Genomic DNA, 24,965 nt, shown 5'->3' with positions numbered 1-24,965 from the left:
GATAGAGGACATTCGACAATTTGCCCCCATCCCAGCCAACAAAAACCAGCTCTGGCTCAATTATCACTCCTCGGGAGAAGTCTCCTGCATCCAACCTTTGAAGCTGCAATGCGGGCAGGTCAACCGTTTGCCTTGCTTGCCTCCGTTCAAAGAAAGCAGATCCGTCAGGAAGCTGACTTTGAATTTGCGCCGGCATTGTGGGCAGACGTACGCATTCACGCGCGAATGGTAGTAGACGATCGCGAACAGAACAGCGATCCCCGCCAAAATCATCAGCGCCGGATAAAAGCCGCCTGCTTTCCCAGCCGCGGGAAAGCCAACCACCAAGAACAGCACATATCCCGCAACCGCAAGCATCGTTACGCTGTCCGATTTTCGGTTTTTTCCTCTTTTGGCCATGCCTCATTCTTCCCTTCCTGGTTCTGATTCCATCATAACACTTTTTGGTCGGGCACTAAAAGTGTGGTATATTGGAACCAACAAATTGAGTCCATTGGCAATAACATATTTGACCATTGGAGACGGAGGAATAGTATGAGCAGAGTAATCCTTACGACTGAAAGCGGTGCGGATGTCCCAGCTGATTTGGCAAAGAAACACAATATCCGGATCGTGCCGATGCACGTCATCATGGACGATGTCGATCATCTTGATGGATCTTTTCCGGTCACGGATCTGTATGATTATTACGAGCGAACCAAAAAAACGCCTTCCACGACCGCAACCAATCCGAACGAATATACCGCCCTTTTCGAAAAGATCCGCTCTGAGCAGCCCGACAGTATCATCGTGCATATCGGCTACACCTCCAAGGCCTCTTCCTCATTCCAGAGTGCCGTGTTGGCGGCGGAAGATTTCGAGAACATCCACCTCATCGACGCCCTGAACGTATCCGGCGGCTTGGCCGCGATCGTGCTTTATGCCGCTGATTTGCTTGAAAAGGAACCGGATATCGCTGTGGAAAAACTGGTTTCCGCCATCGAAGCTGCAGTGCCGCGTACGCACTTCTCGTTCATGCCATCCGGCCTCGAGTTCCTGAGGGCAGGCGGCCGCGTCTCCAACGCAGCTTATCTGGGGGCATCGCTCCTGAAAATAAAACCGACGATCGAATTGATCGACGGCAAATTGGTTTCCACAAAAAAATACCGCGGCAAGATGAGCCGCGTCGTTGTCGATTTTTTTGATGACTACCTGAAGACTTACGCCATCGACGACAATAAACTGTACCTCATCCAATCGCTCGGCTTGGATGAAGAAATCATGACCCAAATGGAAAACTACGCGAAGGAAAAAGGCTTCCAGGACGTCACTTGGATCCAGACCGGCGGCGTCATCACTTCCCATGGCGGTCCTGGCGCTTTCGGGATTGCCGGGATTGAGAAAACGGGAAACGCCGAATAAAAGAAAAAACTTCTGCACTACGGAATTATTCCCAGTGCAGAAGTTTTTTTGTTTGCTTACTAATTCTCTTCGATATCCTGCGGCAGAATGGTGAATAGGTCGGCGTCCTCATCTTCGGCCAAGCGGTTGCTTTGGTGCAGCTTCGCCTTCTCGAAGAGGCTCCTGGCCGTGCGGGCGTTGCCGAAATGGCTGTCGCGCGTCGTATAGGACTGCACGAACAGTTTCTTCACTTTTTCCTGGGCTTCCTCCGTCAGCACAAAACCTTGCTGGGTGGCGGCCATGTGGAAGATTTCCGTCAGCTCTTCGCTGTCGTAATCCGGGAAATCGACCGTGTAGGCGATCCGGCTGCGGATGCCGGAGTTCATGCTGAGCATCTGCTCCATCTCGCTCGGATAGCCGGCCATGATGACGACCAGCTTGTCGCGGTTGTCCTCCATCTCCTTGATCAGCGTGCTGATGGCTTCATAGCCGAAGTCGTTTTCGGAGGCGGAATAAAGGGAATAGGCTTCATCGATGAACAGCACACCGCCGTATGCTTCCTTGATTTTTTCCAATGTTTTCGGTCCGGTCTGGCCGACGTACTGTCCGACCAGTTCTTCCCTTGTGACTTCGATCATGTGTCCGCGCTTCAGCACACCGATGGATTTCAGTATCTGGCTGATCAATCGCGCGATGGTCGTCTTGCCTGTGCCGGGGTTGCCGGTGAAGACCATGTGCAAGGACAAATCGTTCATCGGATGCCCCATCTTTTCGCGGCGCTTTTCGGCGCGCACGTAGTTCATGATCGAGCTGACTTGTTTTTTGACATCCTTCAACCCAACCAGATTGCGTAGCTGCGCCATCAAGTCTTCAATGTTATCCCCGAACAGTTGGTTCGGGTCGATGCCGAAATCGAGCGGCTCGAGGATGACCAGATCATCCTTCGTTACCGGCTTTTCGCTCAGACGGAAGGCCCGTTCCCGCATCGCTTCTTCCATGATGTTCCGGACGGCACGGGCATTGGCGAACTGCGGGACCACTTTTTCCTGATTGATTTTGACCTTGAAAGCCTGCTCGGCTTCCTCGGTCAGCGTATAATGGTTGTCTTTGGCTTGCGCCTTGGCGATTTCCAACAATTCCTGGTCGGAAAAATCCTCGAAATCGATCTGCATATTGATCCGGCTCGACAGGCCAGGATTCGATTTCAGCAACTGCTTCATGCCGGTGTCATAACCCGCAAGGATCACGATGAAATCATTGCGGTGATCTTCCATTGATTTGATCAAAGTATCGATGGCTTCGGATCCGTAATCGAGCGAATCGCTGTCCGAGGACGCCAAGGAATAGGCTTCATCGATGAACAGCACCCCGCCCATGGCCGATTCGATAACAGCCTTGGTCTTCTGGGCTGTCTGGCCGACGTAGCCGCCGACCAGATCCGAGCGATCCACTTCCACCAATTGACCCGATTCGAGGATGCCCAGAGAATAGAAGATGTCTCCCAGAATCCTGGCTACTGTCGTTTTCCCTGTGCCCGGATTGCCGGAAAAGGCGAAATGATAGGAAGGCTGTTCATTTTTCTCGATCGACAGCATGTAGGCCCGTTTTTTGTCGTATTCGACCAGCTTCACGATCCGGTTGATGGTCTCCTTCACTTCCGTCAGACCGATCAGATCATTCAGTTCAGCCAAGGACTCTTCCAAAGAGACTTTGACTTTCCGGTTGGAATGGGCGGCATCCATATGGAAATAATCGGCATGCGGGGCCCTTCTTGCCAGCCGGCTCGACTGCATGGTCGCGATCAGCTTGCCGACTTTTTCGGTGCTGTGCGAAAGCGGTCGCGTCCGTTCCAATTCCTTGTGGATACGGCGGCATTCGTCGAAACGGCCGTGGATGTAGTAGGCATAGACGCGGTCGTACTCGATGGCATCGTCATAGCCGTATTTTTCGGACTCTTCGATGGAAGCCAGGATCGTATCCAGCTCCTCTTCCTGCTGCAGGTAGATTTTCGATTTCAAACGCAAAGCCGCAAAGGATTTCGGACTGTGTTTTATCACCTGATCGACGAGTTCCAGCGCCAGCGGCAGGTCGTTCTTTTCGAAGGCCATCTTCGCCAGGACAAGTGACGCTTCCCAATTGGCGGGGTTGCGGGTGAAGGCGGCTTGCGCATAGCTCTCGGCTGCCTTGTCATCGCCGTCCTCCGCATATAGCTTCGCCAGCAGCGTCAAATAGGCATCGCCGGTGCCGTCCAATTCCACCGCCCGCAGTGCGTAATGCATCGCTTTTTCAAGATTACGGTTCTTGTAGTGGCTGAGCCCCAACAAGTAATTCACATGTGGATGATCCGGATGCGTCCGGATGGCTTCCATCAAGATCGGAACGCTGCTCAAGGACATGTTTTTCCTGATATTGTTCTCGATCCCTTTTAACCTCTCGTCGATATTTTCAGTTAGGCTTTCGTCTGTCATCAGGAAATTCTTCCTTCCTTTTTGTATTTATAATGTGCATTGTGGTTATATTTGCGTGGATAATCCTACTTATTCTAACATATCCTTCCTTTTTTTCCTCTTGATTATGCTCATCCGCTTATCCACTGGAATTGTTGCTGCGAGCGCCACCTTTTTGGAATAATTCACTGTACAAACTAACCTGTTTCTTCTATCCTTAACCATATAAGGAAACGTTTTCTTTCAAAGAGAAAAGATTTCCCATTGCGCGCTTCATTCGTGAAATAGTTAACATAAGGAGGAAAAGTATGGATTGGCAAAGTATGTTATTCCAATTTTTCGGAGGTTTGGGTATTTTTTTGTTCGGATTGAAATACATGGGGGATGGCCTGCAACGCAGTGCCGGCGATAATTTGCGCAACATTTTGAACAAGTTCACTTCCACCCCTTTCCGGGCTGTGTTGGCGGGGATTCTGGTGACCGTATTGATCCAGAGCAGTTCGGGGACGACCGTTCTCGCCGTGGGATTGGTCAGTGCCGGCTTCATGAATCTGGAACAAGCCATCGGGATCATTATGGGGGCCAACATCGGCACGACGATCACAGCCTTCATCATCGGTTTCCATGTGGGGGCGTATGCACTTCCGATCATGGCGATCGGCGCCATCTTGCTCTTCTTCACAAAAAATCCTTTTTTGAACAGCATCGGCCAAATCATCTTTGGCTTCGGCTCCCTTTTCTACGGGCTGGACTTGATGGGGACCGGGATGGAGCCGTTGGAACAGCTTTCGCAATTCAGATCGCTGATGACGAATTTGTCCGACCACCCTTTTTACGGCGTGCTCACCGGAACCGGACTGACTTTGGTCATTCAAAGTTCCAGTGCCACAGTCGGCATCCTGCAGGAACTTTATTCCCAAAACAGCATCTCCCTGCAGGCCGCTTTGCCGATCCTGTTCGGTAATAACATCGGCACGACCATCACAGCGGTGCTCGCCGCAATCGGAGCCAGCTTGCCCGCAAAACGCGCAGCCGCTTCCCATGTCGTATTCAATCTGACGGGAACGGCCTTCATCCTGCTCATTTTGGCGCCGTTCACCGTAGTGCTGACAAACTTGTCCGCAACCTTGAATCTCAATCCGGCCATGCAGCTGGCTTTCGCACACGGCATGTTCAATGTGTTGAACGTAGTGATCCAGATGTGGTTCATCCGCCAATTGGCTGTGTTGGTCACAAAAATAGTTCCAGGGGAGGAGCGGATCGTGAAATATGATGCTACCCATCTCGACTACACGATCATCCAAACCAGTCCGTCCGTGGCATTGAATCAGGCTAAGCTTGAAGTGGAACAGATGGGATCGTTTGTGACGGATGAATATCATGCCACCTATAAGTATTACCTCGACCACAATGATCTGTACAAACAGGACATGCTCCAACTCGAAGAAATCGTCGACACCATCGACTACAAACTGACGGAATACCTTACCTTCATTTCACGGGAAGAGCTGCCGTTTCATGCTTCGAACGATCATGCCATCATGATCGACATCACGAAATACTTGGAACGCATCGGTGACCATTGTGAAAATATCGTAAAAAATATCGAAGATGCCACCAAAGCTGCCAAGAGAGACCTCCGCGCCAATAAAGAGCTGCAAGATGTCAAAACGATTCTGATGGATGAGGATCTCGTGAAACTATTCTCCATGGTTGAACAGAATATCCAGGAGGCGATCGATTCCTATATCCAAGACGATCATGTGCTGGCAGAGCAAGTGATCCAGCGTGAAGAAGAGGTGAACGAACAAGAACAGATGATCCGCGAAAACTATATCCAGCGCTTGAACAGCGGAATCGGATTGCCTTCCGAAGGCATCCTGTTCATCGATATCGTATCCAACTTGGAACGCATCAGCGACCACGCCGTGAAGATCGCAAAACATACTTTGGGGACACGCTACCCTTATCAAAAATTGAGCCGTCGCTTGATCCGCAAAACAGAGCAAGCCCATGCAGGTGTTGCCTTGAATGCTTCAACCCCGGAAAAATGAGGCTCCTCAGTCCTCCACGGCTTATTTTTGAGTTTGATCGGGAACAACGCTATACTTAAAACAGAAGTTGTACATATAGGTCACTTTGGAATTTTAGTCAGGAGGAACTCCCATGATTTATACGATTACTTTGAATCCAACCATCGATTATATCGTCTCCGTTCCGCATCTTAGTCTAGGGCATTCTCATCACATGGATAACGAACTGATCACTCCCGGCGGCAAAGGCATCATGGTTTCGCGCGTCCTGAAGGCGCTCGGGATCCCTTCCATCGCGTTGGGCTTTCGCGGCGGCTTCACCGGCGAGTTTGTCCGCGATTACTTGGAAGAATTGCAGATCATCAATCAGTTCATCGTGATAAAAGAGCGCACGCGTATCAACTTGGTGTTGAAATCGGATCAGGATACGGAAATCAGCGATTACGGCCCTGCTGCGACCGAAGAGGAAGTCGCTGTTTTTATGAAATGCTTCGAGGACATCTCGACGCAGGACTTCGTTGTGATGTCGGGCAGCAAGCTTCCTTCTATGCCGCAGGATTTTTATGAACAGCTGATCCGCTCCTTGCATGAGGAAGGCGTTCCTTTTGCCTGCGACATCACCAAAGATGAATTACGCAACAGCTTGCAGTATCATCCCTTAGTCGTCAAGCCGAACCAGAAGGAAGTCGGAGAATTTTTCGGCCGGACTTTCACCACTTGGCAGGAGGTTATCCCTTACGGCAAGCAGTTGGTTGAATTGGGCGCCCAGCATGCCATCGTTTCCCTCGGCGGAGACGGCGCGCTACTCTTCACACCGCAGGAAGTCATCTATGCACCGCCATTATCCGGTGAAGTCGCCAATCCGGTCGGCTCCGGGGACTCCATGGTGGCCGGGTTTGTAGGGAGCTTTATCCGTACTGGGGACCCCTTGGAAGCTTTCCGGGTAGCCGTCGCTTGCGGGACTGCCACAGCCTTCTCTCCGGATATCGCCACCGCCGATGAGATCGAAGAGCAATTGGCCCGCGTTGTTTTGGAAAAAATCGAATAAATCCAAAATCTTAAAAAGCGTTGGATAATCCCGGTCTCCGGAGGTTATCCAACGCTTCTTTTTTTCGCTTTTCTTTATTAGCCTTCTGCTTCGGCCATTTCTTCCGCCAAGTTGTGGTAGCCGATTTCTTTGTCCATGAAATCATCCGATTGGACGGCGAAATGTTGCGTGATGCTTTCGATGGTTTGGATTTCGCATTTCGCGTTATCCACGATGTAATCGAGGATGTGTCCACCGAATTTGTGGTCATCGCTGATGAAATGGCAATGGAAGCCACCCTTGGCTACGCCATCAAACAATTCAGGTGTATAGATACCGATTGCCGTCCCTTGCATATCGTAGGACTCGAATTCCGGCTGGACACGCGTCGCTTCGATCAGGCGCGGATACGGTTTTTGCTGCTTCGGCACCGCCCGCGTATGCATATATTCAAAATGCCCGGTTATTTTGACGACCGAAAACACATTCCGGCTGCGTACGCGCTTGACGATATCTGACCTGACTTTTCTCAGCGTCATCGGCCGGTCGATGTCGTATTCACGGTCCGGTTGAAAAAAAGTCACCGCAGCATGCGGCGTTGTCTGGGATGGATTGACTTTCGAAATCGAGCCGTCCGCCTTCGCTTGATAGGCGATGCCGTCAAGCAGGATCAGTTCCCCTTCAAAATCATGAAAAGTGCCGATTCCGATATCCCCATGCTTCAATAATTCTTCGAATGTCAGGGTTCCATCGAATACCCCCGCCATCAGATCCCCCAGCGTCTGATGCTGATACAATGTACTTTCGCCCATCTGTTTCCGCCCCTTCTGTGCCTTTATGCAATCATTTGTTGTTCTGTGTGATCATGATAGCCCATTATATCACAGCAGAAAGCCGGCAAACAGTCGCGTCGCCAAGAATGGCCGGCCACCAAGTTGATCTAGGATACGCGCATAAAAAAACGAGGGCCGTCCCGAAACCAGGACAGCCCTCCATTCATGCTATATTACGCTAATTTTGTTTCCAAGTATTCAACCAAAACATCTTTCGGATGGTAGCCGGTCAGTTTTTCAACCGGTTTTCCGTCTTTGAACAGGACCATTGTCGGAATGCTCATGATGCCGAACTGTGAAGCTGTCGCTTGGTTATCGTCGATGTTCAATTTGACGATTTTCACTTTGTTGTCCATCTCTTCTTCGATTTCTTCCAAAACGGGTCCGAGCATGCGGCAAGGTCCGCACCAAGGCGCCCAAAAATCCATCAATGTCAAACCTTCTTGTACTTCACTTTGCCATGTTGTATCTGTTACTTGTGTGCTCATTCTTTATCTATCCTTCCTTAAACTGTATATTTTTTCCTTAATTTCTTATCAACAAAACGTATTATACCCCACCCGGTATTATTAGTAAATAAAAAAGATTTAAAAAGTAAGCAAGATGATTGACAATCCCTCCTAACAGGCATAATATAGTTAGGGCACGAACTATATGGGTGGTGAAAAATAATGAGCAACACAGACTTGCTGGGATTCCGGATCAGATCGCTTTGGCAACAAATAAAGCGTCTCATGAATAGGCACTTGACCGAAAATGATGGTTATGGTTTGACCGGCATGCAATTCGCGATCGTTTCCTACATCGCCAAAGAATCAGCAGAGCGAGACGTCTTTCAGAAAGATCTCGAGCAGAAATTCGACATCCGCAAATCGACCGTCACAGGCATACTGAATACGATGGAAAGGGATGGCTTGCTGCTGCGGGAAACCGTTCCTTATGACGCCAGACTGCGAAAAATGATGCTGACGGATAAGGCTTTGCAAGCAAAAAAAAATTCAGAACAAGTGATTGAAACCGTGGAGAATCAATTGTCCAAAGGTTTAACTGAAGAAGAAATCGCCACTTTTTTGACGATTCTCGAAAAAATCTCGAAAAATGCAGAAAGCTGATTGCCTCAACCATTTAAAAAAACACCCAATCATTATTTACGGAAAGGATTAACGCTATGATAAAAAAACTCATGGGCAGCATACGCGAGTATAAAAAGGACTCGATCCTTGCCCCTATATATGTCACTTTGGAAGTCGTCCTTGAAGTACTTATCCCTTATTTGATGTCTATGATCATCGATAAAGGGATCGGAGAAGGAGACATGCCCTTCATCATCCGCATCGGACTGATCTTAATCGTCTCCACCCTCTTTTCATTAGGGTTCGGAGTCCTCTCCGGTTTGCATGCGGCAAAAGCTTCGGCCGGATTCGCTAAAAATATCCGCAAGGACATGTACTACAACATACAGGATTTCTCATTTTCGAATATCGATCAGTTTTCGACATCCAGTCTGATTACCCGTTTGACGACGGACATCACGAATGTCCAGAACTCTTACCAGATGATCATAAGGATCATGGTCCGGGCACCGCTTATGCTCGTATTCTCATTGCTGATGGCTCTGAGCATCAACAGTGAACTCGGGATGGTCTTCCTTGGAGCGATCCCGTTCCTGGGCTTCGGTCTCTACCTGATCATGTCACAAGCCTTCCCGATTTTCCAGAGAGTGTTCCGCACCTATGACAAGCTGAACCGGGTCGTCCAGGAAAATCTTTATGGCATCCGGGTCGTGAAGTCCTTTGTGCGTGAAGAGCACGAAACCGAGAAATTCAAATCCGTCTCCAAGAAAATCTACACTGATTTCACTAAAGCCGAAAAGATATTGGCCTTCAACAGTCCTTTGATGCAGTTCACGATGTACGCAAGCATACTGACCTTGTCTCTATTGGGCGCGCGCATGATCGTCTCCGGTTCGATGACGACAGGCCAACTGATGAGTCTGATCACTTACGCTTCCCAAATTCTGATGAGTTTGATGATGATTTCGATGGTCTTCGTCATGGTCACCATCTCCCGCGCTTCAGCGGAGCGGATTGTGGAAGTACTTAGTGAGGACAGCGATCTGAAGAACAACAGCAATCCGATCACGGTCATCCCTGACGGTTCGGTCTCTTTCGAGCAGGTGGACTTCAGTTACACCAACGATCCGAAGAAGCTCGCCTTGAAAAATGTCAGTTTTTCCGTCAAATCAGGGGAAACGGTCGGCATCATCGGCGGTACCGGCAGTGCCAAAACATCATTGGTCCACCTCATTCCGCGTCTCTATGATGCAACCGGTGGTACGGTGAAAGTCGGCGGCATCGATGTACGCGATTATGATATGCAAACATTGCGTAGCGAAGTCGCTATGGTGCTCCAAAAAAACATCCTGTTCTCGGGAACGATCAAAGACAATCTACGCTGGGGCAATCCTGCCGCTACCGATGCAGAGCTGATGACTGCGGCGCGACAAGCTCAAGCCGATGAATTCATTCAACGCCTTCCCGATGGCTACGACACTTATATTGAAGAAGGCGGCACAAACGTCTCCGGTGGCCAAAGACAACGGCTCTGCATCGCGCGCGCTTTGGTGAAACAACCAAAAATCCTGATTCTCGATGACTCGACCAGCGCCGTGGATACCCGGACGGACTCCTTGATCCGGACCGCTTTCAAGGAAGAAATCCCGAACACAACCAAATTCATCATCGCTCAGCGCGTCTCTTCCGTTCAGGATGCCGACAAAATCATCGTGATGGAGAGCGGCAGCGTCAATGGCATCGGAACGCACGATGAATTGCTGGCAACAAACACCATTTACCAAGAAGTGTACTATTCACAAACGAAAGGGGGAAAAATTGCCGATGAAGCCTAATCAACCAAAACGGCGCGGAGCCAAAGATGCCGGCAAAACGACAAAACGCCTCCTGTCCTATATTTCCAAAGGCCACAAATTTACCTTTAGCCTTGTATTGATCTGTATCCTCGTCAGTGCACTTGCCAATGTTGTGGGTTCGCTTTTCCTGAAGACGCTGATTGATGAGTATATCACGCCTTTACTGGGCGTAACCAATCCGGTCTTCACCAGCATGTACCGTGCGATCGCGATGATGGCCGGCATTTACATGATTGGTGTCGTGGCGACTTATGTCTACAACATCCTGATGGTTTCCATTTCCCAAGGGATCCAGAAAAAAATCCGTGATGAGCTGTTCACGCATATGCAGTCCTTGCCGATCAAATATTTCGATACGCATGCGCATGGCGACGTCATGAGCCGCTACACCAATGATATCGATACTTTGCGCCAGATGCTTTCGCAAAGTATCCCGATGGCCTTTTCTTCCCTGGTCACGATCGTCAGCGTCTTCGCTGCGATGCTGGCGGTAAGTTTGCCGCTGACGCTCATCGTTGCCCTGATGGTCGCCTTGTCGATCACCGTCACAAAGACGATTGGCGGCAAGAGTTCCGTCAACTTCGTCAAGCAGCAGCAGACGCTCGGTAAAGTGAACGGTTATATCGAGGAAATGATGCACGGGCAAAAAGAAGTGAAAGTTTTCGGACGCGAAACGGAATCGAAGGAGCGTTTCGACAAACTCAACGACGAGTTGCGCGAGAGCGCGACGAACGCAAACATCTATGCGAATATCCTGATGCCGATCCTAGGGAATCTGGGATTCCTGCAATATGCTCTGATCGCTATGTTCGGAGGAGCCATGGCTGTCGCAGGCATCGGCGGCCTGACTTTGGGGGCGATCGCTTCCTTCCTGCAGTTGAGCCGTTCCTTCACGATGCCGGTCAACCAGATTTCCCAACAAGTTTCATCGATCGTGATGGCTTTGGCGGGTGCTGAGCGGATCTTCGAATTGATGGATGAAAAGCCTGAATTGGATGAAGGCACCGTCACCTTGGTGAATGCAACCATGGTCGGTGATGAAGTGAAGGAAGCCGAAAACCATACCGGACTTTGGGCATGGAAAGTGCCTCAAGCAGATGGTTCTGTCCGTTATACGCAACTGACCGGTGATGTCCGATTCTTTGACGTCGACTTCTCCTACAATCCCGACAAGCAGATTCTGCATGACATCAGCCTTTATGCCCATCCCGGCGAGAAAGTCGCTTTTGTGGGATCGACGGGTGCCGGCAAAACGACCATCACGAACCTGATCAATCGTTTCTATGACATCCAGGACGGAAAAATCGTTTATGACGGCATCGACATCGCAGACATCAAGAAAAATGACCTGCGCCGTTCGCTTGGCATCGTGTTGCAGGACACCAACCTCTTCACCGGAACGATTCTGGAAAATATCCGTTACGGCAATCTGCACGCATCCGATGAAGAAATTTATGCGGCAGCGCGTTTGGCGAATGCCGATGATTTCATCTCCCGTCTGCCGTTGGGATACCAAACAGTCATTTCCGGCGACGGCGAAGGCCTTTCCCAAGGCCAGAAGCAATTGCTTTCGATTGCCCGTGCGGCCGTTGCCGATCCTCCCGTCATGATACTGGATGAAGCAACCTCCAGCATCGACACGCGGACAGAATCGATCGTGCAGCGCGGCATGGATGCGTTGATGCAAGGACGGACCGTTTTCGTCATCGCCCACCGCCTGTCCACCATCCAAAATGCGGATGTGATCATGCTGATGGAGCAAGGCCGGATCATCGAACGCGGCGATCATGAGAAATTGATCGGCGAACAAGGAAAATATTATCAGCTTTATACCGGAGCATTCGAGCTCGAATAGAAGAATCGGAGGAAATGAAGGAATCGGGGGGAATCCCTTCGCAGCTCCGGTGAAGGTACGCTCGCCGGAGGTCACCGGTAACTTTCAGCCTCAACTCCGGCGAGGCTGCGCTCATCGGAGGAGTCAAGCGAAATGTCGGCCTACCTCCGGGGAGCCCCCGTTCACCGGAGGTAAGCTCACCGGCTCCCCCGCTGGCCTCAGCGGACACGCACAAAAAATTACCGGATAATCGAAAAAGCAAGTGCAGTCCCCAACTCGGGACCGTACTTGCTTTTTTTGTCGTTTCAATAAAGGATATCGTTGCTGATCGTCGTGTAGAACAGTTCCTTGATCCGGGCCGGGTCTTGGGTTTGGCCAAGGATCCACATCAGTTTGCATACGACCGCTTCGGTGATCATGTCGTAGGCTTCCAAAATATTGACCCGCGATTTCAGTTCGTGGCCGACTTTGTAGATTTCCATGTCGCTGCCCTCATTCGGGACTTGCGTCGTCATGACCACCGTCTTCCCTTTTCCGATCCAGTGATTGATGACCTCGAAATATCCGTACTCCGGCGCCGAAGGGATGCCGCCGACTCCGTAGCTTTCGATGATGATTGCATCGTTCCGTTCAAGCATGTAAGCAAGAATATCCGAATCCACTCCCGGCGTCAGCTTGAACAGCGCGACCTTCGCATCCAGACTGTCATAGAAACGCGGTGATGGCGCTTTTTCTTTTGTGATGTAAGAAATCACGCGTCCATCCTGGATGATCGCCAAATAAGGGTAATTGATGCTGGAAAAAGCCTGGAAGCTCTTGGAATGCGTCTTCCTTGCCCGTGTTCCGAGGATGACCTTCCCGTTGAAGACGATCTGGACACCGCTGGCGGAATCTGAAGATGCGTACAGGAAACTGTCGAAGAGATTCGTCTTCGAATCGGTGATTTCCATATTGATCGGTTTTTGGGCACCGGTGATGATGATCGGTTTTGGGGAGTCCTGGATCATATAGGAAAGCGCGGCAGCCGTATAGGCCATCGTGTCGGTTCCGTGGGTGACGACAAACCCGTCATATTGTTCATACTTTTCCCTGATGGTATCCGTCATCAGCACCCAGATGTCAGGCGCGATATTCGTGCTGTCGATATTGCAGATCTGCAGGGTATCGACCTCGCATATTTCTGAGATGCCGGGGATAAAAGCCAGTATCTCTTCGGATGTCAGTTGGGGATCGAGGCCGTTCGGCGTTATTTTGGAGGCGATCGTACCGCCCGTTCCGATCATCAATATCTTTTTCTTTTTCATATTTAATTTTACCTTTCATCGGCATATTTTTTGTATGCTTCATTATACGACTGATGCTCCGATCATACCAATTTTTTCCGCTAAAAAATGAACGGTGCCTACTCTTGTACGGAGTCGGTACCGTTCATTCTTCAGGCAGATTCTTTTTTGATTTTTTCAGGGACCGGAAACCGGAAAGCAGATCGTTGATTTCTTCTGTGATGCTGCTTTGCCGTTTCATGCGGTACATGAAATTGAACTCATTCAGGCGTTCTTCGATGTTCTTTTCCGCCGAATTCATGGAATTGATTCGGCTTGTATTTTCGGATACGAGCGAGTAACAGAAGGCCCGGTAGAGCGTCAGGAAAAAATATTGCTGCAACAGATTCGAGAGGAGTGTCTCTTTATCCATCAGATAGATTGATATCCTATTTGTTTCCCATCCGTCGTGGTTTTTGGCTAATTCTTCCAGATCCAATGGAAAAAGCAGTTCAATTTCTTCTTGAAGCACCGCGTTCTCCAAAGGCTTGCAGTAATACAATAAAATTTTCCCCACAGGCGCCTCATCCCTCAGTTGATCTATCTTGAACAGGAGCCTCTGGACTATGGGAACAATCCCATCCTCTGTTTGCGGAACTGAAAAGCTGTCCTTTATTGCATAATCCGTCACTAATCTATCATAAACTTGTTGCCCCACGACGAGAATGTCGTGGTATGCGTCCTTTGGTATATGCTGTGCAGCGAAGAAGCTCATCCGTTCATTGAAATTGCCGGTCAGTCCATGATCAGACCCGAAGATGATATGGATTGTCCGGTCACCGTTCCCATTATTCGCAGTCTTCTTTTCTTCATCTGCCAACAACACCGCGAGGGCCGTGTCCAAAACACGCCGGTAACTTACGGATGCTTGTGCCGCGCGCTCAAACTGGTGTATTTGAGTGGAAGCATGGGCCTTCATGGTCGTTACGATCGACTGCAGGCTCTCAGTGGAAGCTATGCTTTTCTTTAATGATTTCAGATTGGTCATCCTTCAGTCACCAGCTCCTTCCTGATTTTTTCGACCACCCTTTTCAGAAACTCGTCTCTCTTTTCTCCTTCAATTTTTTCACCTTTTTCGATGCTTTTGCGGAAACCTTCGTCTTCCTTCACCAGCATTCGGATAATTTCTTCAGCTTCCTCCATTTGTTCCAGCGGCAAAAAATCCAGTGCACCATTGACTACAGCCAGGAAAACGCCGATTTGCTCCATGACGTCCATTGGGGAATACTGGGGTTGGTTCAATATTTTTCTGATCCGATACCCTCTTTCCAATATCAGTTTTGTGGCATCATCCAGTCTGGCGCTGAAGCTGGCAAAAATTTCGAGTTCCTCAAATTGGGAATAGGTCAATTTTAATGCACTCGTCACTTGCCGGTAGGCCGGCAGCTGTGTTTTCCCTCCCACCCGCGATACCGATGCGCCGATATTCACGGCCGGCAGATTTCCCATCTGGAAAATTTTGGGCGAAACGTAAATCTGCCCATCCGTTATGGAAATAAGGTTTGTGGGTATGTAGGCAGCTAAATTTTCTGCCTGGGTTTCAATGATTGGAAGGGCTGTGATGCTGCCTCCTCCGTACTCTTTTTTGAGATGTGTGGCCCTCTCCAAAAGCCTGGAATGGATATAGAAAATGTCCCCCGGGTAAGCTTCCCTTCCTGGAGGGCGCTCCAACAACAAGGACAGTTCCCGGTAGGAGCGGGCGTGTTTGGTGAGATCATCATACACAATCAACACATCCTTGCCTTTTCCCATAAAATATTCCCCAAGGCTGGTGGCTGCATAAGGGGCGATATACGCCAGCCCGGGAGGATCTTCCGACCCTGCGACCATCAGGATTGTATGGCTCAATGCATCATGATTTTTCAATGCATTCATCACTTTGGTGACCGAAGAAATTTGCTGGCCGATGGAGCAGTAGATGCAGATGACTTCCTTTCCCTTTTGGTTGATGATCGCGTCGATTGCGATAGCCGTTTTCCCGGTCTGTCGATCCCCAAGTATCAACTCCCTTTGGCCCTTTCCGATTGGCACAGCCGCATCGACTACTTTGATGCCTGTCTGCAACGGCTCAGTGATGGGTGCCCGATGCATAATCGGAGGAGCTTCTCTTTCGATTGGGAACCAGGTATTCGCTAGCACCGCTCCTCTTCCATCCAGAATTTCTCCCAGCGGATTGATGACTCTCCCAAGGAAATCTTCCGATACCGGGATGGCTACTACCCGATCGGTCCTTGTAACCGCATCTCCAGCCTTTATATGCTCGTATCCTCCCAACAGGATGACCCCGATATCATCCGGATCGAGATTGTAGACCATCCCCATCACATCGCCCGGAAAACGGACCAGTTCCTGATTCTTCACTCCGCTCAGACCGTTTACGATTGCGATGCCTCGGTCCAATGATACGACCACACCGCTCTCCTCGATGTCCTCATCCCCCAAAGGGCATTCCAGTGCTTCCTCCAACAATTTTTCAAATTGGATCAAAAGATTTTCCAACATCAGTGCACGCACCCTCTTTCATTGAGAGTTCTTTTCCATCGTCTGCATGATTTTTTTCTCTGATTCCTCCACATATTTCCTGACATTATGATGCAGTGTGAACGTCTCGAACTTAAGCTCATGACCGGCCACCAACTCCTTATCGGTCAAGTAGGAAATGACCAGGCCGGCTCCCATTTTTTCCTGCAGCACTTCTTCAAAAATTTGCCGTTTTTGCATCGGCAGTTCGGTCGCGCTCACCAGACTGACTTTTGCCTGATGGGTCAGGTGCATAAGCTCGGGAGAATCGGATTTCAGCGCACGGATTTTGCCGATAAAAGTCTCGAACATCTTTTCCTCACTGCTTTGATCGACCGTCATATGCAAGATATGCGCAGCTATCTTCACCGCACTCTTTCCCAAAACCCTCCTCATTTCATCAGAGATGCGCGTTTTTTCGTTCTCCAGTTCATTCAGATACGTTTGTCGTTTTTCATCAGCCTGTATCCGATAGGTTTTCAGCAAGGCGTTTTTTGCGCTCTCCGCTTCTTTTTTGGCATTCTCCAATGTCTGTTGCGCCGTTTCTTCGATTGCGGCCAGTTTTTCATGGTAGACCGTGATGGTTGCGTCCGCCTCCTTCATTTTCTGTGCAGATTCCTCCTGAATTTTGGCTAGCGATTGCTGCCGTTCATCCATTGCTTTGATGAGCGGTTTATAAAATAACTTTTGGAGAACGAACAAAAGCACAACGAAATTGATCATCTGAGCAAAGACTTCAAACCAGTTGATGTTCATGGTATCACCCTACCAATGCGTTCCAAAAAGGATTCGCGTACAATAAAATCATCGATAGGACAAAGCAGTAGATGGCAGTGGATTCGATCATGGCTAGCCCTACAAAAAGTGTCCTTGAAATGCTGTTGTATTCATCCGGTTGCTGTGCTATCGATTTTAAGGCTTGAACGACGGCGTTTCCTTCACCGATTGCCGGAGCGATGGAGCCGATTGCTATAGTGAATCCCGACATGATGATCGAAACGGCGCCGATGATTGTAATGGAGTCCATATTTTAACCTCCTTTTGAGATGTTATCGTCCAAAAACTATTTCCCTTTTGTCGCAGCAGCGATATAAACAATGGCCAAAATGGAAAAAATGTAGGCTTGGATGGTGCCGGTGAGCAATCCCAGCATTTGGATGACCGCGGGGAAAAATAACGGGATGACTCCCAACAAAATTGCGACGATGATGCTTGAACTCATCACATTCCCATACAGGCGGACAGCCAATGAAATGATACGGGAAAACTCGCCGATTATGTTGAACGGAAGCATCAGCACGGAAGGTTTGGTGTATTCCTTCAGGTACTCTTTCACTCCTCGGCTGGCTATCCCATAGGCAGGAATGGCAAAAAAAACGCACAATGCCAGGGCAATGGTTGTGTTCAAAGAACCGGTCGGCGAAATGAATCCTGGTATGATCGACAGAATATTGGCGGCAAATATAAAGATGAACAAGGTTCCGACAAAAGGAAGATACCGGCTGGAATCTTGTTGGCTGATTTCCTTTATCTGTTTATCGATCACAATCAGCAGAGCTTCCGAAACATTTTGAATTTTGGACAGTTTCCCCTTCCTTTGTATGCCCATTCTGACAAAGAGCGTAATTATGATCAGAACCGCTAAAGTTATCCAAGTGTATACCAACGTCGCTGTTATCCTCACGAAATGCCATTCAAAATAAATGATGTCACTTGGATCAATTGACATTCCCTCACCCCTCTTGCCTCATTTCATCAGACCCTTGCTGTTGACCCTTCACTTTCGACACGATAAGAAACCTCCCGATCAGGATACCCAACAGAGCCAACGGCAAGTTAAGGTAGCTCCCGTCTTTCAGCAAGTACAATCCTCCCAATAATATGCCCAGTCTCAGCAACAAACTTCCCAACATCAACACGGTTGGGTATCTCACTCTGACGAGCAACCTCACCGTCAGTAACAGGCCTCCAAAGAAGATCCCTCCAAGAAAAATCCCTCCCAAAAAAGCGATTACCATAGTCGTACCCCCTAATCCCCCATACTTTTCTTCTTGATCCATACCCAGGCATTTATGCAACCGATGATCACTCCGGCAAACAAAAGGGTCAGTGTCCAGGAAAATTCTGGGTCGTAGGTATCATCCAAATAGATTCCCAACGCAATGCCCATCAATACAGGGACCGCAATCGACCATCCCACCACACCGAAGGTACCTATGCCAAAAAGGATATCCTTCCCTTCTTTCTGCATTTTCAGCTTCTTCTCGGAATCCGCCTTCACTTTGTCTATCAGTTCTTTTTCTGGAGATGGTTCTTTCTCTGCCATGACGGGATTCCTCCTCAGTCCAATTCCATAAATAACCTTAACGTATCCACTTCCAGTTTGGTGAGCACTTCGTTCATTCGCCTTTCATTCTCATCCTGTGACCTGAAACTGGCATCGACTGTATCCCCCAACGTCTCCAGCGTCGTGCCCCTGATGGCCTGCAGGCAAGCTACGGATACGACATCTCCCTGTTTGACCAAAATCCCTTGATTGATCGCATAATAAACGACCTCTCCTTCAAAAAAGACGCTCAGGATTCCCGGACTCAGACTGGAAACAAAATCGATGTGCTTGGGCAACAATTGGAATGACCCTTCCGTACCCGGAGCCGTTATCTTATCCGCCTCTTGGTCCAACACGGTCTTGCTGGGGAGTATGATCCTGATCCTCATTTCTCATCCTCCCTCTTTCTTTCGTCCGCTTCGCTGATGTTGCCGATCATGTACAAATTCCCCTCTTTATGGTTCGTGTACTCGTCATTCAATATGCGTTCGAATCCGTCCAGGGCATCCTCAAGCGCCACAAATTTTCCTTCCATCCCCGTAAAATGTTCGGTCGTAAAGAACGGTTGTGTCAAAAAGCGTTCCAGCCGCCTTGCCCTGTACACAGTCTCGCGATCGTTTTTGGAAAGTTCTTCGATGCCAAGCATGGCAATGATGTCCTTCAGCTCTTCATAAACAGAAAGATTCCTTCTGATTTCTTTAGCGATCCGATAATGCCTTTCGCCTACTATGCTCTTATTCAATAATTTGGATGATGAGCTCAGGGGATCGATAGCCGGGAAAAAACCTTCGCTGGCCTTTTTCCTCGACAACACTACCGAAGCCGAGAGGTGGGAGAACGTGTGCGTTGCCGATGGATCCGTAAAATCATCGGCGGGGACATACACCGCCTGGACAGAAGTGATGGACCCTGCGGTCGTATTCGATATCCGCTCCTCAAGTTCCGAGAGCTCGCTTGCCAAAGTAGGTTGATAGCCGACCCGAGAAGGCATCTTCCCGATCAAGCCAGAAACTTCGGAGCCTGCCTGGATGAACCGAAAAATATTGTCGATCAACAACAGAATATCCGTCTTTTCGGTGTCCCTTAAATATTCAGCCATCGTAAGAGCCGCATGACCGACCCGGAATCGTGCTCCCGGAGGTTCGTTCATCTGCGCGAAAATCAACACGGTTTTTTCCAATACTCCCGCATCCTTTATTTCGCGGTACAACTCTTCAGCTTCCCTGGAACGTTCCCCGATTCCGCAGAAGATGCTGTATCCCCCGGCATTGCTTGCCGTATTGTTGATCAGCTCCGTTATGAGCACTGACTTCCCTACTCCAGCGCCACCGAACAATCCGGCTTTTTCTCCCTTGCCAAGCGGAATCATCACATCAATCGCTTTGATGCCCGTCAGGAAAAGCTCATCGCTGGAACTTCTCCGGGAAAAGGGGAGCGGCTTTTGGTGTATCGATCTCCGGATGATTGTTTGTAACGGGGCACTTTCATCCAGCTGATTACCGAACACATCAAACATTTTCCCCAGCGTTTCTTTCCCTACCGGGACTTGTATAGGCAAACCAGTATCCGTGATGACGGCCTTTCTGGCTATTCCGGCAGTGAATGTAAGGGCCACGGCTCTGACCGTCTGCTGATCGATGTAAGAACTTACCTCGAAGATCATTTCCCCTTTTTCTCCAGCAATCAGCATATTGTTTATGGACGGCAATTTTTGTTCGAATACTGCTTCGATGACACTGCCGCGGATGGCTTTTATGTAGCCTTTATTCATTTCATCCATGATTGCCTGCCCCCTTTCCCGCCAATCCAAACGTTGAAATTTGTCTTTCCCAACAGCTTTCTGATTGTGCCTGGTGCAAACTCACCTTATCTGTACCTTGATTGTATAACAAAAAAGCTTTAAGGTAAAACGCTTACATTTATATATTGGGACTCTTCCTTGTGTTTGGTTTCCGTCGGCCAAAAACAGGGAAAAATAATGCCGGAACAGGGATCCGCATCCAACCCTGTTCCGGCATCTTTTCTGATTTGTTGCTGGCGACCCTTCGAATCCGTCAATAAACCACGACCGGCGTGCCGACGGAATAGGTATTGTAAAGCGTTTGGACAGCATAGTAAGGGGTATTGACGCAGCCGTGCGATCCCAAATACAGGTAAAGGTCGCCGCCGAAGCCTTGGGTTTGCCACGAGGCGTCATGCAAGCCGTAAGCATTACCCAAAAATGGAATCCAATATTGGACCGGCGATTCGTAATCTTCACCGATCAGCACGCTCGGCGATTCCTTGTACGGTTGGATCGCGAACAGCCCTCTAGGCGTCGGCATCGAAGGTCGGCCGGTGATGACGGGAGCATCGACGATCCGCTGGTCTCCGATGTAGGCCCAGACGCGTTGGTAGGCGATACTGATGATGATGTAACTGGAGCCGACATAATAGTTGGTGCCGGCATTCGTCCGGAAGCTGCCATCCTGCACCGTCCAATCGGGTCCCGTCGGATAGGTCGGGACTGGCGGGGCAACAGCAACAACCGGAGCGGGCGGCGGTTTCGGTACGTATTTCATGAAAGCGACTGCCGTGTTCCCCGGCGCTGCCGCGTCTTTTTGGACCAATTGCATCTGGACGGCGCTGACGTCATAATCGTATCCTTGCGTTCCGGCTGTTTCGCCATTCTTGGCCCAATCCAACCAGCCCACGCCGGGCACATGGACCTGATAATAAATATCGTAGTGCGCAGCCAATTCATCCGTCAACTGCATTTCGATCCGCTCGATGCGTTGACCTGTTCCTGGCAGTCCGGCTTCCAATCCATCCTGTGTCCATTCAAACCAACCGTTTTCACTTGTGGCGGCACGATAGGAAACCGATCCCGGATAGGGCTGGGAGTCCAATTTCGCCTGCAAACCTTCCAACGATTGCGAGGAATCCGGGGAGCCGCTTTGCGCCGGATTGAGGACCGAATCCTGCCAACCCGAATTTGTCAGATAACTGCCGTAGGAAAGGACCGGTTCGGTGCGTTTGATGAAGCTCTGCTCACGTTTGCCTAAAAAAGTCTGTTCCTTGTTCATCAGAACGATTTCAACTCCTTCAATCGGATAGCGGAAACCGTCCGTTCCGGCTGTCTCGCCGTTTCCGGCCCAATCCATCCAGCCGAAGCGGCTCGTTTGTACCCGGTAATAAATATCGTATTGAGCGGCCAAAGCACCCGTCAATTTGAATTGCACAGCTTCGATCGCTTCGTTGGTTCCAGTCGTTCCAGCCGTCCCGCCGTTGGAGACATAGCCTGACCAACCGCTGTCCTGCCTGTAGATCCGGTATGAAACGCTGCCCGCTTCGGCCAAATGGGCCAAACGCACCTGGATGGCTTCGAGCGGCAATGCCACCCCGCCGCTGATTGCGCCTTCCTGGACTTCGGACTGCCAACCGCTGTCCTGAACATAGGTCGTATAAGTCAATTCCGCGCTGCCGGCGGTTGCCGGGGATAGCGGGATTTCCTGCGCCCACGAAAGGGCAGCAACGCTTCTTGTCTGCAGCGTGACATAATCCTTGCCGGTTTCGGCAAGCGTTCCATCTATATTTAGGTACGCTGGATCGTAAAGCCCCAGCAAACTTTTCTGGACAACTGCACCGTTCTCCAACGAATATGCTGGCGCCGCGATGCGGGCAGGGGCTAATCCGGCAACAATGAACAACCCCAACAGAATAAACAAAATGTTCCTTCTCATAATAATCCCTCCCGGTAGGACCGTAAGCGACAGGAAATGGAGCGTCCATTCGTAACCGCTCTCTTTCCTCCATTATACCAAACAATACCCCGTTAAAAAAAACACAAGCGGGCCAAAGACCCGGATAACTGCAAAAAGTTCAGGGTCGCCTCAAAATGAAGCGACCCCAAACTTTTTCTAAGTCATTCTACTGTTCTCTTTTCCGGAAGGCCAGCACCATCACAATCTGGAAATAGCTGTAGTCGTCCCCCAGCTTTTCCTTGAGCGGTTTCAGGTGTTGATCCTCGGCTTCCTCGATTGCTCTGGCGATGGCCTCCGCCTGCTCATCCGTGACGAAATCCGTCAAACGCATTTCGTAGGCCGACTGTTCGGCCAAATTGCGGAAATGGTTTTCGATGGTCATCCGTGCAAGGCCTCTGATGGCGATGATCTCTTCGACTGTCTTGCCTTCTTGATACAGGCGATAGGTCTCCTCAAAGGTAGTGCCGGCGTAATTTTTCTGTGCCGGTTTTGCGCGTTTTTCCGCGGTTTCCGGATTGCCTTCCTGCTCTTTCTGTTCCAGCCGTTTCTGTTGCAGAACCGCTTCGGCATCAGGGAACTCCTTCAAATAATCGGAAATGACACCCATGAACACTTCGCCGTAGCGCTCCAACTTCGTTTCGCCTACCCCTGACAAACGCAGGAAGCCGTCATCATCAGTCGGAAAGTTTCGGGCCATCTCATGCAGTGTGCTGTCGGAAAAGACGATATAGGAAGGGATCCCATGCTCGTTCGCCATTTCCGTGCGCACACTACGCAGACGGTCGAACAGCTCGGTATCATACAAGCCGCCTCCGCTCTGTTTGGCGGTGCCCTTGCCGGTCTCGACCTCATAGGACATCCCGACTTTTTTACCTTCCTTCAGGATTTCCAGCGCTTTCGGAGTGACTTGGATCAACGGATACTGATCACCTGTCACTTGCAGGTATTCATCCGCGATCAAAACCCCGATCATTTCGCGGATTTCCCCATCATTATAGGCGCTCATCAGTCCGTATGTCTTCAGCTTATCCAGCCCGAAATCGGTGATGCCCTTCTGTTTGCTCCCCGTCAGGATGCCGATGATTTTCTGGACGCCGTAACGTCCGCGCACCCGCACGACGCAGGACAGGATTTTTTGGGCTTCTTCGGTGATGTCTATCTGTTCCGTGCGGCGCAGGCAGTTGGAGCAATGTTGGCAATTCAGCTCAGCTGTCGTTTCGCCGAAATATTCCAGGATGTACCGGCGCAGACATTGGTTCGTGTAACAGTAATTGATCATCTTGTTCAATTTGTTGGTCGCTTCGCTGTCATTCGTCTTGCTGTTCAGCAACTGATTGATGATGATATCCTGCGTCGAAAACAGCAGGATGACACGCGCTTCCTCTCCGTCACGTCCCGCCCTTCCGGCTTCTTGGTAATAGCTTTCGATGTTTTTGGGCATGTTGTAGTGGTAAACGGTCCGCACATTGCTTTTGTCGATCCCCATGCCGAAAGCATTCGTAGCGACCATGATCGGTTTGCGGTCGAACAGGAAATCATCCTGGTTTCGCTGGCGCTCGTGTTCCGGCAGCCCGGCATGGTAAAGCGTCACGGCAAAGCCTTTTTGTTCCAATTTCTTCTGGACCGATTCCACATTTTTTCTGGTCGAACAATAGATGATGCTCGCTTCCTTCGGGTTGAGGTCCTTCACGAGGAACTTGAACTTGTCGGCGGGCTTTTCCACGCTGAAGGCCAAATTGCTGCGGTCGAAACCGGTCACCAACCGGAACGGATTCTGCAGCCGCAATTGGACCAGGATATCGTCCTGGACCGGTTCGGTTGCCGTGGCGGTGAAGGCGGCAACCATCGGACGTCTGTCGAACAGATCATACAGCCGGGCCACGCCTTGGTAGGCAGGGCGGAAATCGCTGCCCCATTGCGAGATACAGTGGGCCTCATCGACCACCAACAACGGCACCTTCACAAAGCGCAAAGCATTCATGAAAGACTCATTGTCTATCCGTTCTGGCGCGATGTAGAGAAGTTTGAGCTGGCCGGAGCGCATGTCGTCCATCAATTGCAGAAACTCTTCTCTGGAAAGCGTACTGTTCAGGTATGCCGCGGCAATCCCCATTTCCCGCAGGCTGTCCACCTGGTCCTTCATCAAGGATACTAACGGGGAAACGACGATCGTCATGCCGTCCAGCAGCAACGCCGGCAATTGATAGCAGAGCGATTTTCCTCCGCTCGTCGGCATGATCCCGAGCACGTCTTTCCCTTGCAGGGTGTTCGTGATCAATTCCTCTTGGCCTTCACGGAAGCTGTCGTATCCGAAATATTTTTTTAGCGTCGCGTACAGTAATTCTTTATCCACCACTTGCATCCATCCTTAATTGTTTATCTTTTCTCATTAACCGAATATTCCTGAGCGGTCTTGCCTTCACTCAAGAAAGCAATGTCAAACCGTCAGAAATGACCTCCTCATCATATCACATCCGCGGCCTATTTTTCCCGCACAAAAAATATTGCGGTTCTGTCCGATCAGACACTCCACTTATAAAATATGCAGATTATCCGCCTTATGTTTTG

22 protein-coding genes are annotated in these 24,965 nt (G+C 49.9%); 6 read left to right on the top strand and 16 right to left on the bottom strand.

Going from position 1 to position 24,965, the window contains the following annotated elements; genetic code table 11:
• Positions 1–63: 63 nt before the first annotated feature.
• A complete protein-coding gene (locus PH235_RS04690) occupies positions 64–399 on the bottom strand; it encodes a hypothetical protein (RefSeq protein ID WP_272161256.1) in 336 nt (111 codons plus the stop codon).
• A gap of 135 nt (positions 400–534) precedes the next feature.
• Here PH235_RS04690 and PH235_RS04685 point away from each other — a divergent pair, with 135 nt between their 5' ends.
• Positions 535–1,401: a DegV family protein gene (locus PH235_RS04685; RefSeq protein WP_272161255.1), complete on the top strand. Its 867-nt coding sequence runs from the start codon at positions 535–537 to the stop codon at positions 1,399–1,401.
• A gap of 59 nt (positions 1,402–1,460) precedes the next feature.
• Here the strand turns inward: PH235_RS04685 and PH235_RS04680 are convergent, their stop codons facing one another.
• A complete protein-coding gene (locus PH235_RS04680; RefSeq protein ID WP_272161254.1) occupies positions 1,461–3,848 on the bottom strand; it encodes an AAA family ATPase in 2,388 nt (795 codons plus the stop codon).
• A gap of 287 nt (positions 3,849–4,135) precedes the next feature.
• Here PH235_RS04680 and PH235_RS04675 point away from each other — a divergent pair, with 287 nt between their 5' ends.
• Both PH235_RS04675 and pfkB read left to right on the top strand, forming a co-directional pair.
• Complete coding sequence (locus PH235_RS04675; RefSeq protein WP_272161252.1) at positions 4,136–5,881, top strand: Na/Pi cotransporter family protein; 1,746 nt, start codon at positions 4,136–4,138, stop codon at positions 5,879–5,881.
• A 112-nt stretch (positions 5,882–5,993) separates the two neighbouring features.
• Positions 5,994–6,908 carry a 1-phosphofructokinase gene (gene pfkB / locus PH235_RS04670; protein WP_272161251.1) on the top strand — a complete coding sequence of 305 codons (915 nt, stop codon included), beginning with the start codon at positions 5,994–5,996 and terminating at the stop codon, positions 6,906–6,908.
• Positions 6,909–6,985: 77 nt separating this feature from the next.
• Here the strand turns inward: pfkB and budA are convergent, their stop codons facing one another.
• Positions 6,986–7,699, bottom strand: coding sequence for an acetolactate decarboxylase (budA, locus tag PH235_RS04665; RefSeq protein WP_272161250.1), 714 nt, complete (start codon positions 7,697–7,699; stop codon positions 6,986–6,988).
• Positions 7,700–7,893: 194 nt separating this feature from the next.
• Complete coding sequence (gene trxA / locus PH235_RS04660; protein ID WP_272161249.1) at positions 7,894–8,208, bottom strand: thioredoxin; 315 nt, start codon at positions 8,206–8,208, stop codon at positions 7,894–7,896.
• A gap of 183 nt (positions 8,209–8,391) precedes the next feature.
• Between trxA and PH235_RS04655 the strand changes: the two genes are divergently transcribed.
• Genes PH235_RS04655 through PH235_RS04645 form a run of 3 tightly spaced genes read left to right on the top strand, consistent with a single transcriptional unit; the run spans position 8,392 to position 12,504 of the window.
• A complete protein-coding gene (locus PH235_RS04655; protein WP_272161248.1) occupies positions 8,392–8,832 on the top strand; it encodes a MarR family winged helix-turn-helix transcriptional regulator in 441 nt (146 codons plus the stop codon).
• A gap of 56 nt (positions 8,833–8,888) precedes the next feature.
• The gene (locus tag PH235_RS04650) at positions 8,889–10,628 is read left to right on the top strand and encodes an ABC transporter ATP-binding protein (RefSeq protein ID WP_272161247.1); all 1,740 of its coding nucleotides are present in this window, start codon (positions 8,889–8,891) and stop codon (positions 10,626–10,628) included.
• On the top strand, positions 10,618–12,504 hold the full coding sequence (locus PH235_RS04645) for an ABC transporter ATP-binding protein (RefSeq protein ID WP_272161246.1): 1,887 nt from the start codon (positions 10,618–10,620) through the stop codon (positions 12,502–12,504). Before PH235_RS04650 ends, PH235_RS04645 begins: the two co-directional genes overlap by 11 nt.
• A gap of 284 nt (positions 12,505–12,788) precedes the next feature.
• Here PH235_RS04645 and PH235_RS04640 read toward each other — a convergent pair whose 3' ends face one another.
• From PH235_RS04640 to recQ, 12 genes are all read right to left on the bottom strand, one after another.
• The gene (locus PH235_RS04640) at positions 12,789–13,787 is read right to left on the bottom strand and encodes an asparaginase (protein WP_272161245.1); all 999 of its coding nucleotides are present in this window, start codon (positions 13,785–13,787) and stop codon (positions 12,789–12,791) included.
• A gap of 124 nt (positions 13,788–13,911) precedes the next feature.
• Positions 13,912–14,793: a F0F1 ATP synthase subunit gamma gene (locus PH235_RS04635; protein WP_272161244.1), complete on the bottom strand. Its 882-nt coding sequence runs from the start codon at positions 14,791–14,793 to the stop codon at positions 13,912–13,914.
• The gene (locus PH235_RS04630; protein ID WP_272161243.1) at positions 14,790–16,307 is read right to left on the bottom strand and encodes a F0F1 ATP synthase subunit alpha; all 1,518 of its coding nucleotides are present in this window, start codon (positions 16,305–16,307) and stop codon (positions 14,790–14,792) included. The genes PH235_RS04635 and PH235_RS04630 overlap by 4 nt, the downstream gene beginning before the upstream one ends.
• A gap of 18 nt (positions 16,308–16,325) precedes the next feature.
• Positions 16,326–17,081, bottom strand: a complete 756-nt coding sequence (locus PH235_RS04625) for a F0F1 ATP synthase subunit B family protein (protein ID WP_272161242.1) — start codon at positions 17,079–17,081, stop codon at positions 16,326–16,328.
• 4 nt (positions 17,082–17,085) lie between these two features.
• Positions 17,086–17,352, bottom strand: coding sequence for a F0F1 ATP synthase subunit C (locus PH235_RS04620; protein WP_108031813.1), 267 nt, complete (start codon positions 17,350–17,352; stop codon positions 17,086–17,088).
• A 36-nt stretch (positions 17,353–17,388) separates the two neighbouring features.
• The gene (locus PH235_RS04615) at positions 17,389–18,054 is read right to left on the bottom strand and encodes a F0F1 ATP synthase subunit A (RefSeq protein WP_272161241.1); all 666 of its coding nucleotides are present in this window, start codon (positions 18,052–18,054) and stop codon (positions 17,389–17,391) included.
• Positions 18,055–18,058: 4 nt separating this feature from the next.
• Positions 18,059–18,343, bottom strand: a complete 285-nt coding sequence (locus tag PH235_RS04610) for an N-ATPase subunit AtpR (RefSeq protein WP_272161240.1) — start codon at positions 18,341–18,343, stop codon at positions 18,059–18,061.
• Between the two features lie 11 nt (positions 18,344–18,354).
• Complete coding sequence (locus PH235_RS04605) at positions 18,355–18,651, bottom strand: AtpZ/AtpI family protein (protein ID WP_272161239.1); 297 nt, start codon at positions 18,649–18,651, stop codon at positions 18,355–18,357.
• Between the two features lie 14 nt (positions 18,652–18,665).
• Positions 18,666–19,043: a F0F1 ATP synthase subunit epsilon gene (locus tag PH235_RS04600; protein ID WP_140185444.1), complete on the bottom strand. Its 378-nt coding sequence runs from the start codon at positions 19,041–19,043 to the stop codon at positions 18,666–18,668.
• Positions 19,040–20,425, bottom strand: a complete 1,386-nt coding sequence (gene atpD, locus PH235_RS04595) for a F0F1 ATP synthase subunit beta (protein ID WP_443080845.1) — start codon at positions 20,423–20,425, stop codon at positions 19,040–19,042. Before atpD ends, PH235_RS04600 begins: the two co-directional genes overlap by 4 nt.
• 283 nt (positions 20,426–20,708) lie before the next feature.
• A complete protein-coding gene (locus tag PH235_RS04590; protein WP_272161237.1) occupies positions 20,709–22,376 on the bottom strand; it encodes a L,D-transpeptidase family protein in 1,668 nt (555 codons plus the stop codon).
• Positions 22,377–22,563: 187 nt separating this feature from the next.
• Positions 22,564–24,750 (bottom strand): DNA helicase RecQ, encoded by a 2,187-nt coding sequence (gene recQ, locus PH235_RS04585; protein ID WP_272161236.1) that lies wholly within the window; start codon positions 24,748–24,750, stop codon positions 22,564–22,566.
• Positions 24,751–24,965 lie beyond the last annotated feature (215 nt).

This window comes from Trichococcus sp. K1Tr (assembly GCF_028309625.1).
Taxonomy (GTDB): Bacteria; Bacillota; Bacilli; order Lactobacillales; family Aerococcaceae; genus Trichococcus.
Note: the sequence above shows the minus strand (reverse complement) of the source record. Positions and strands in the feature narration are given on the sequence as shown.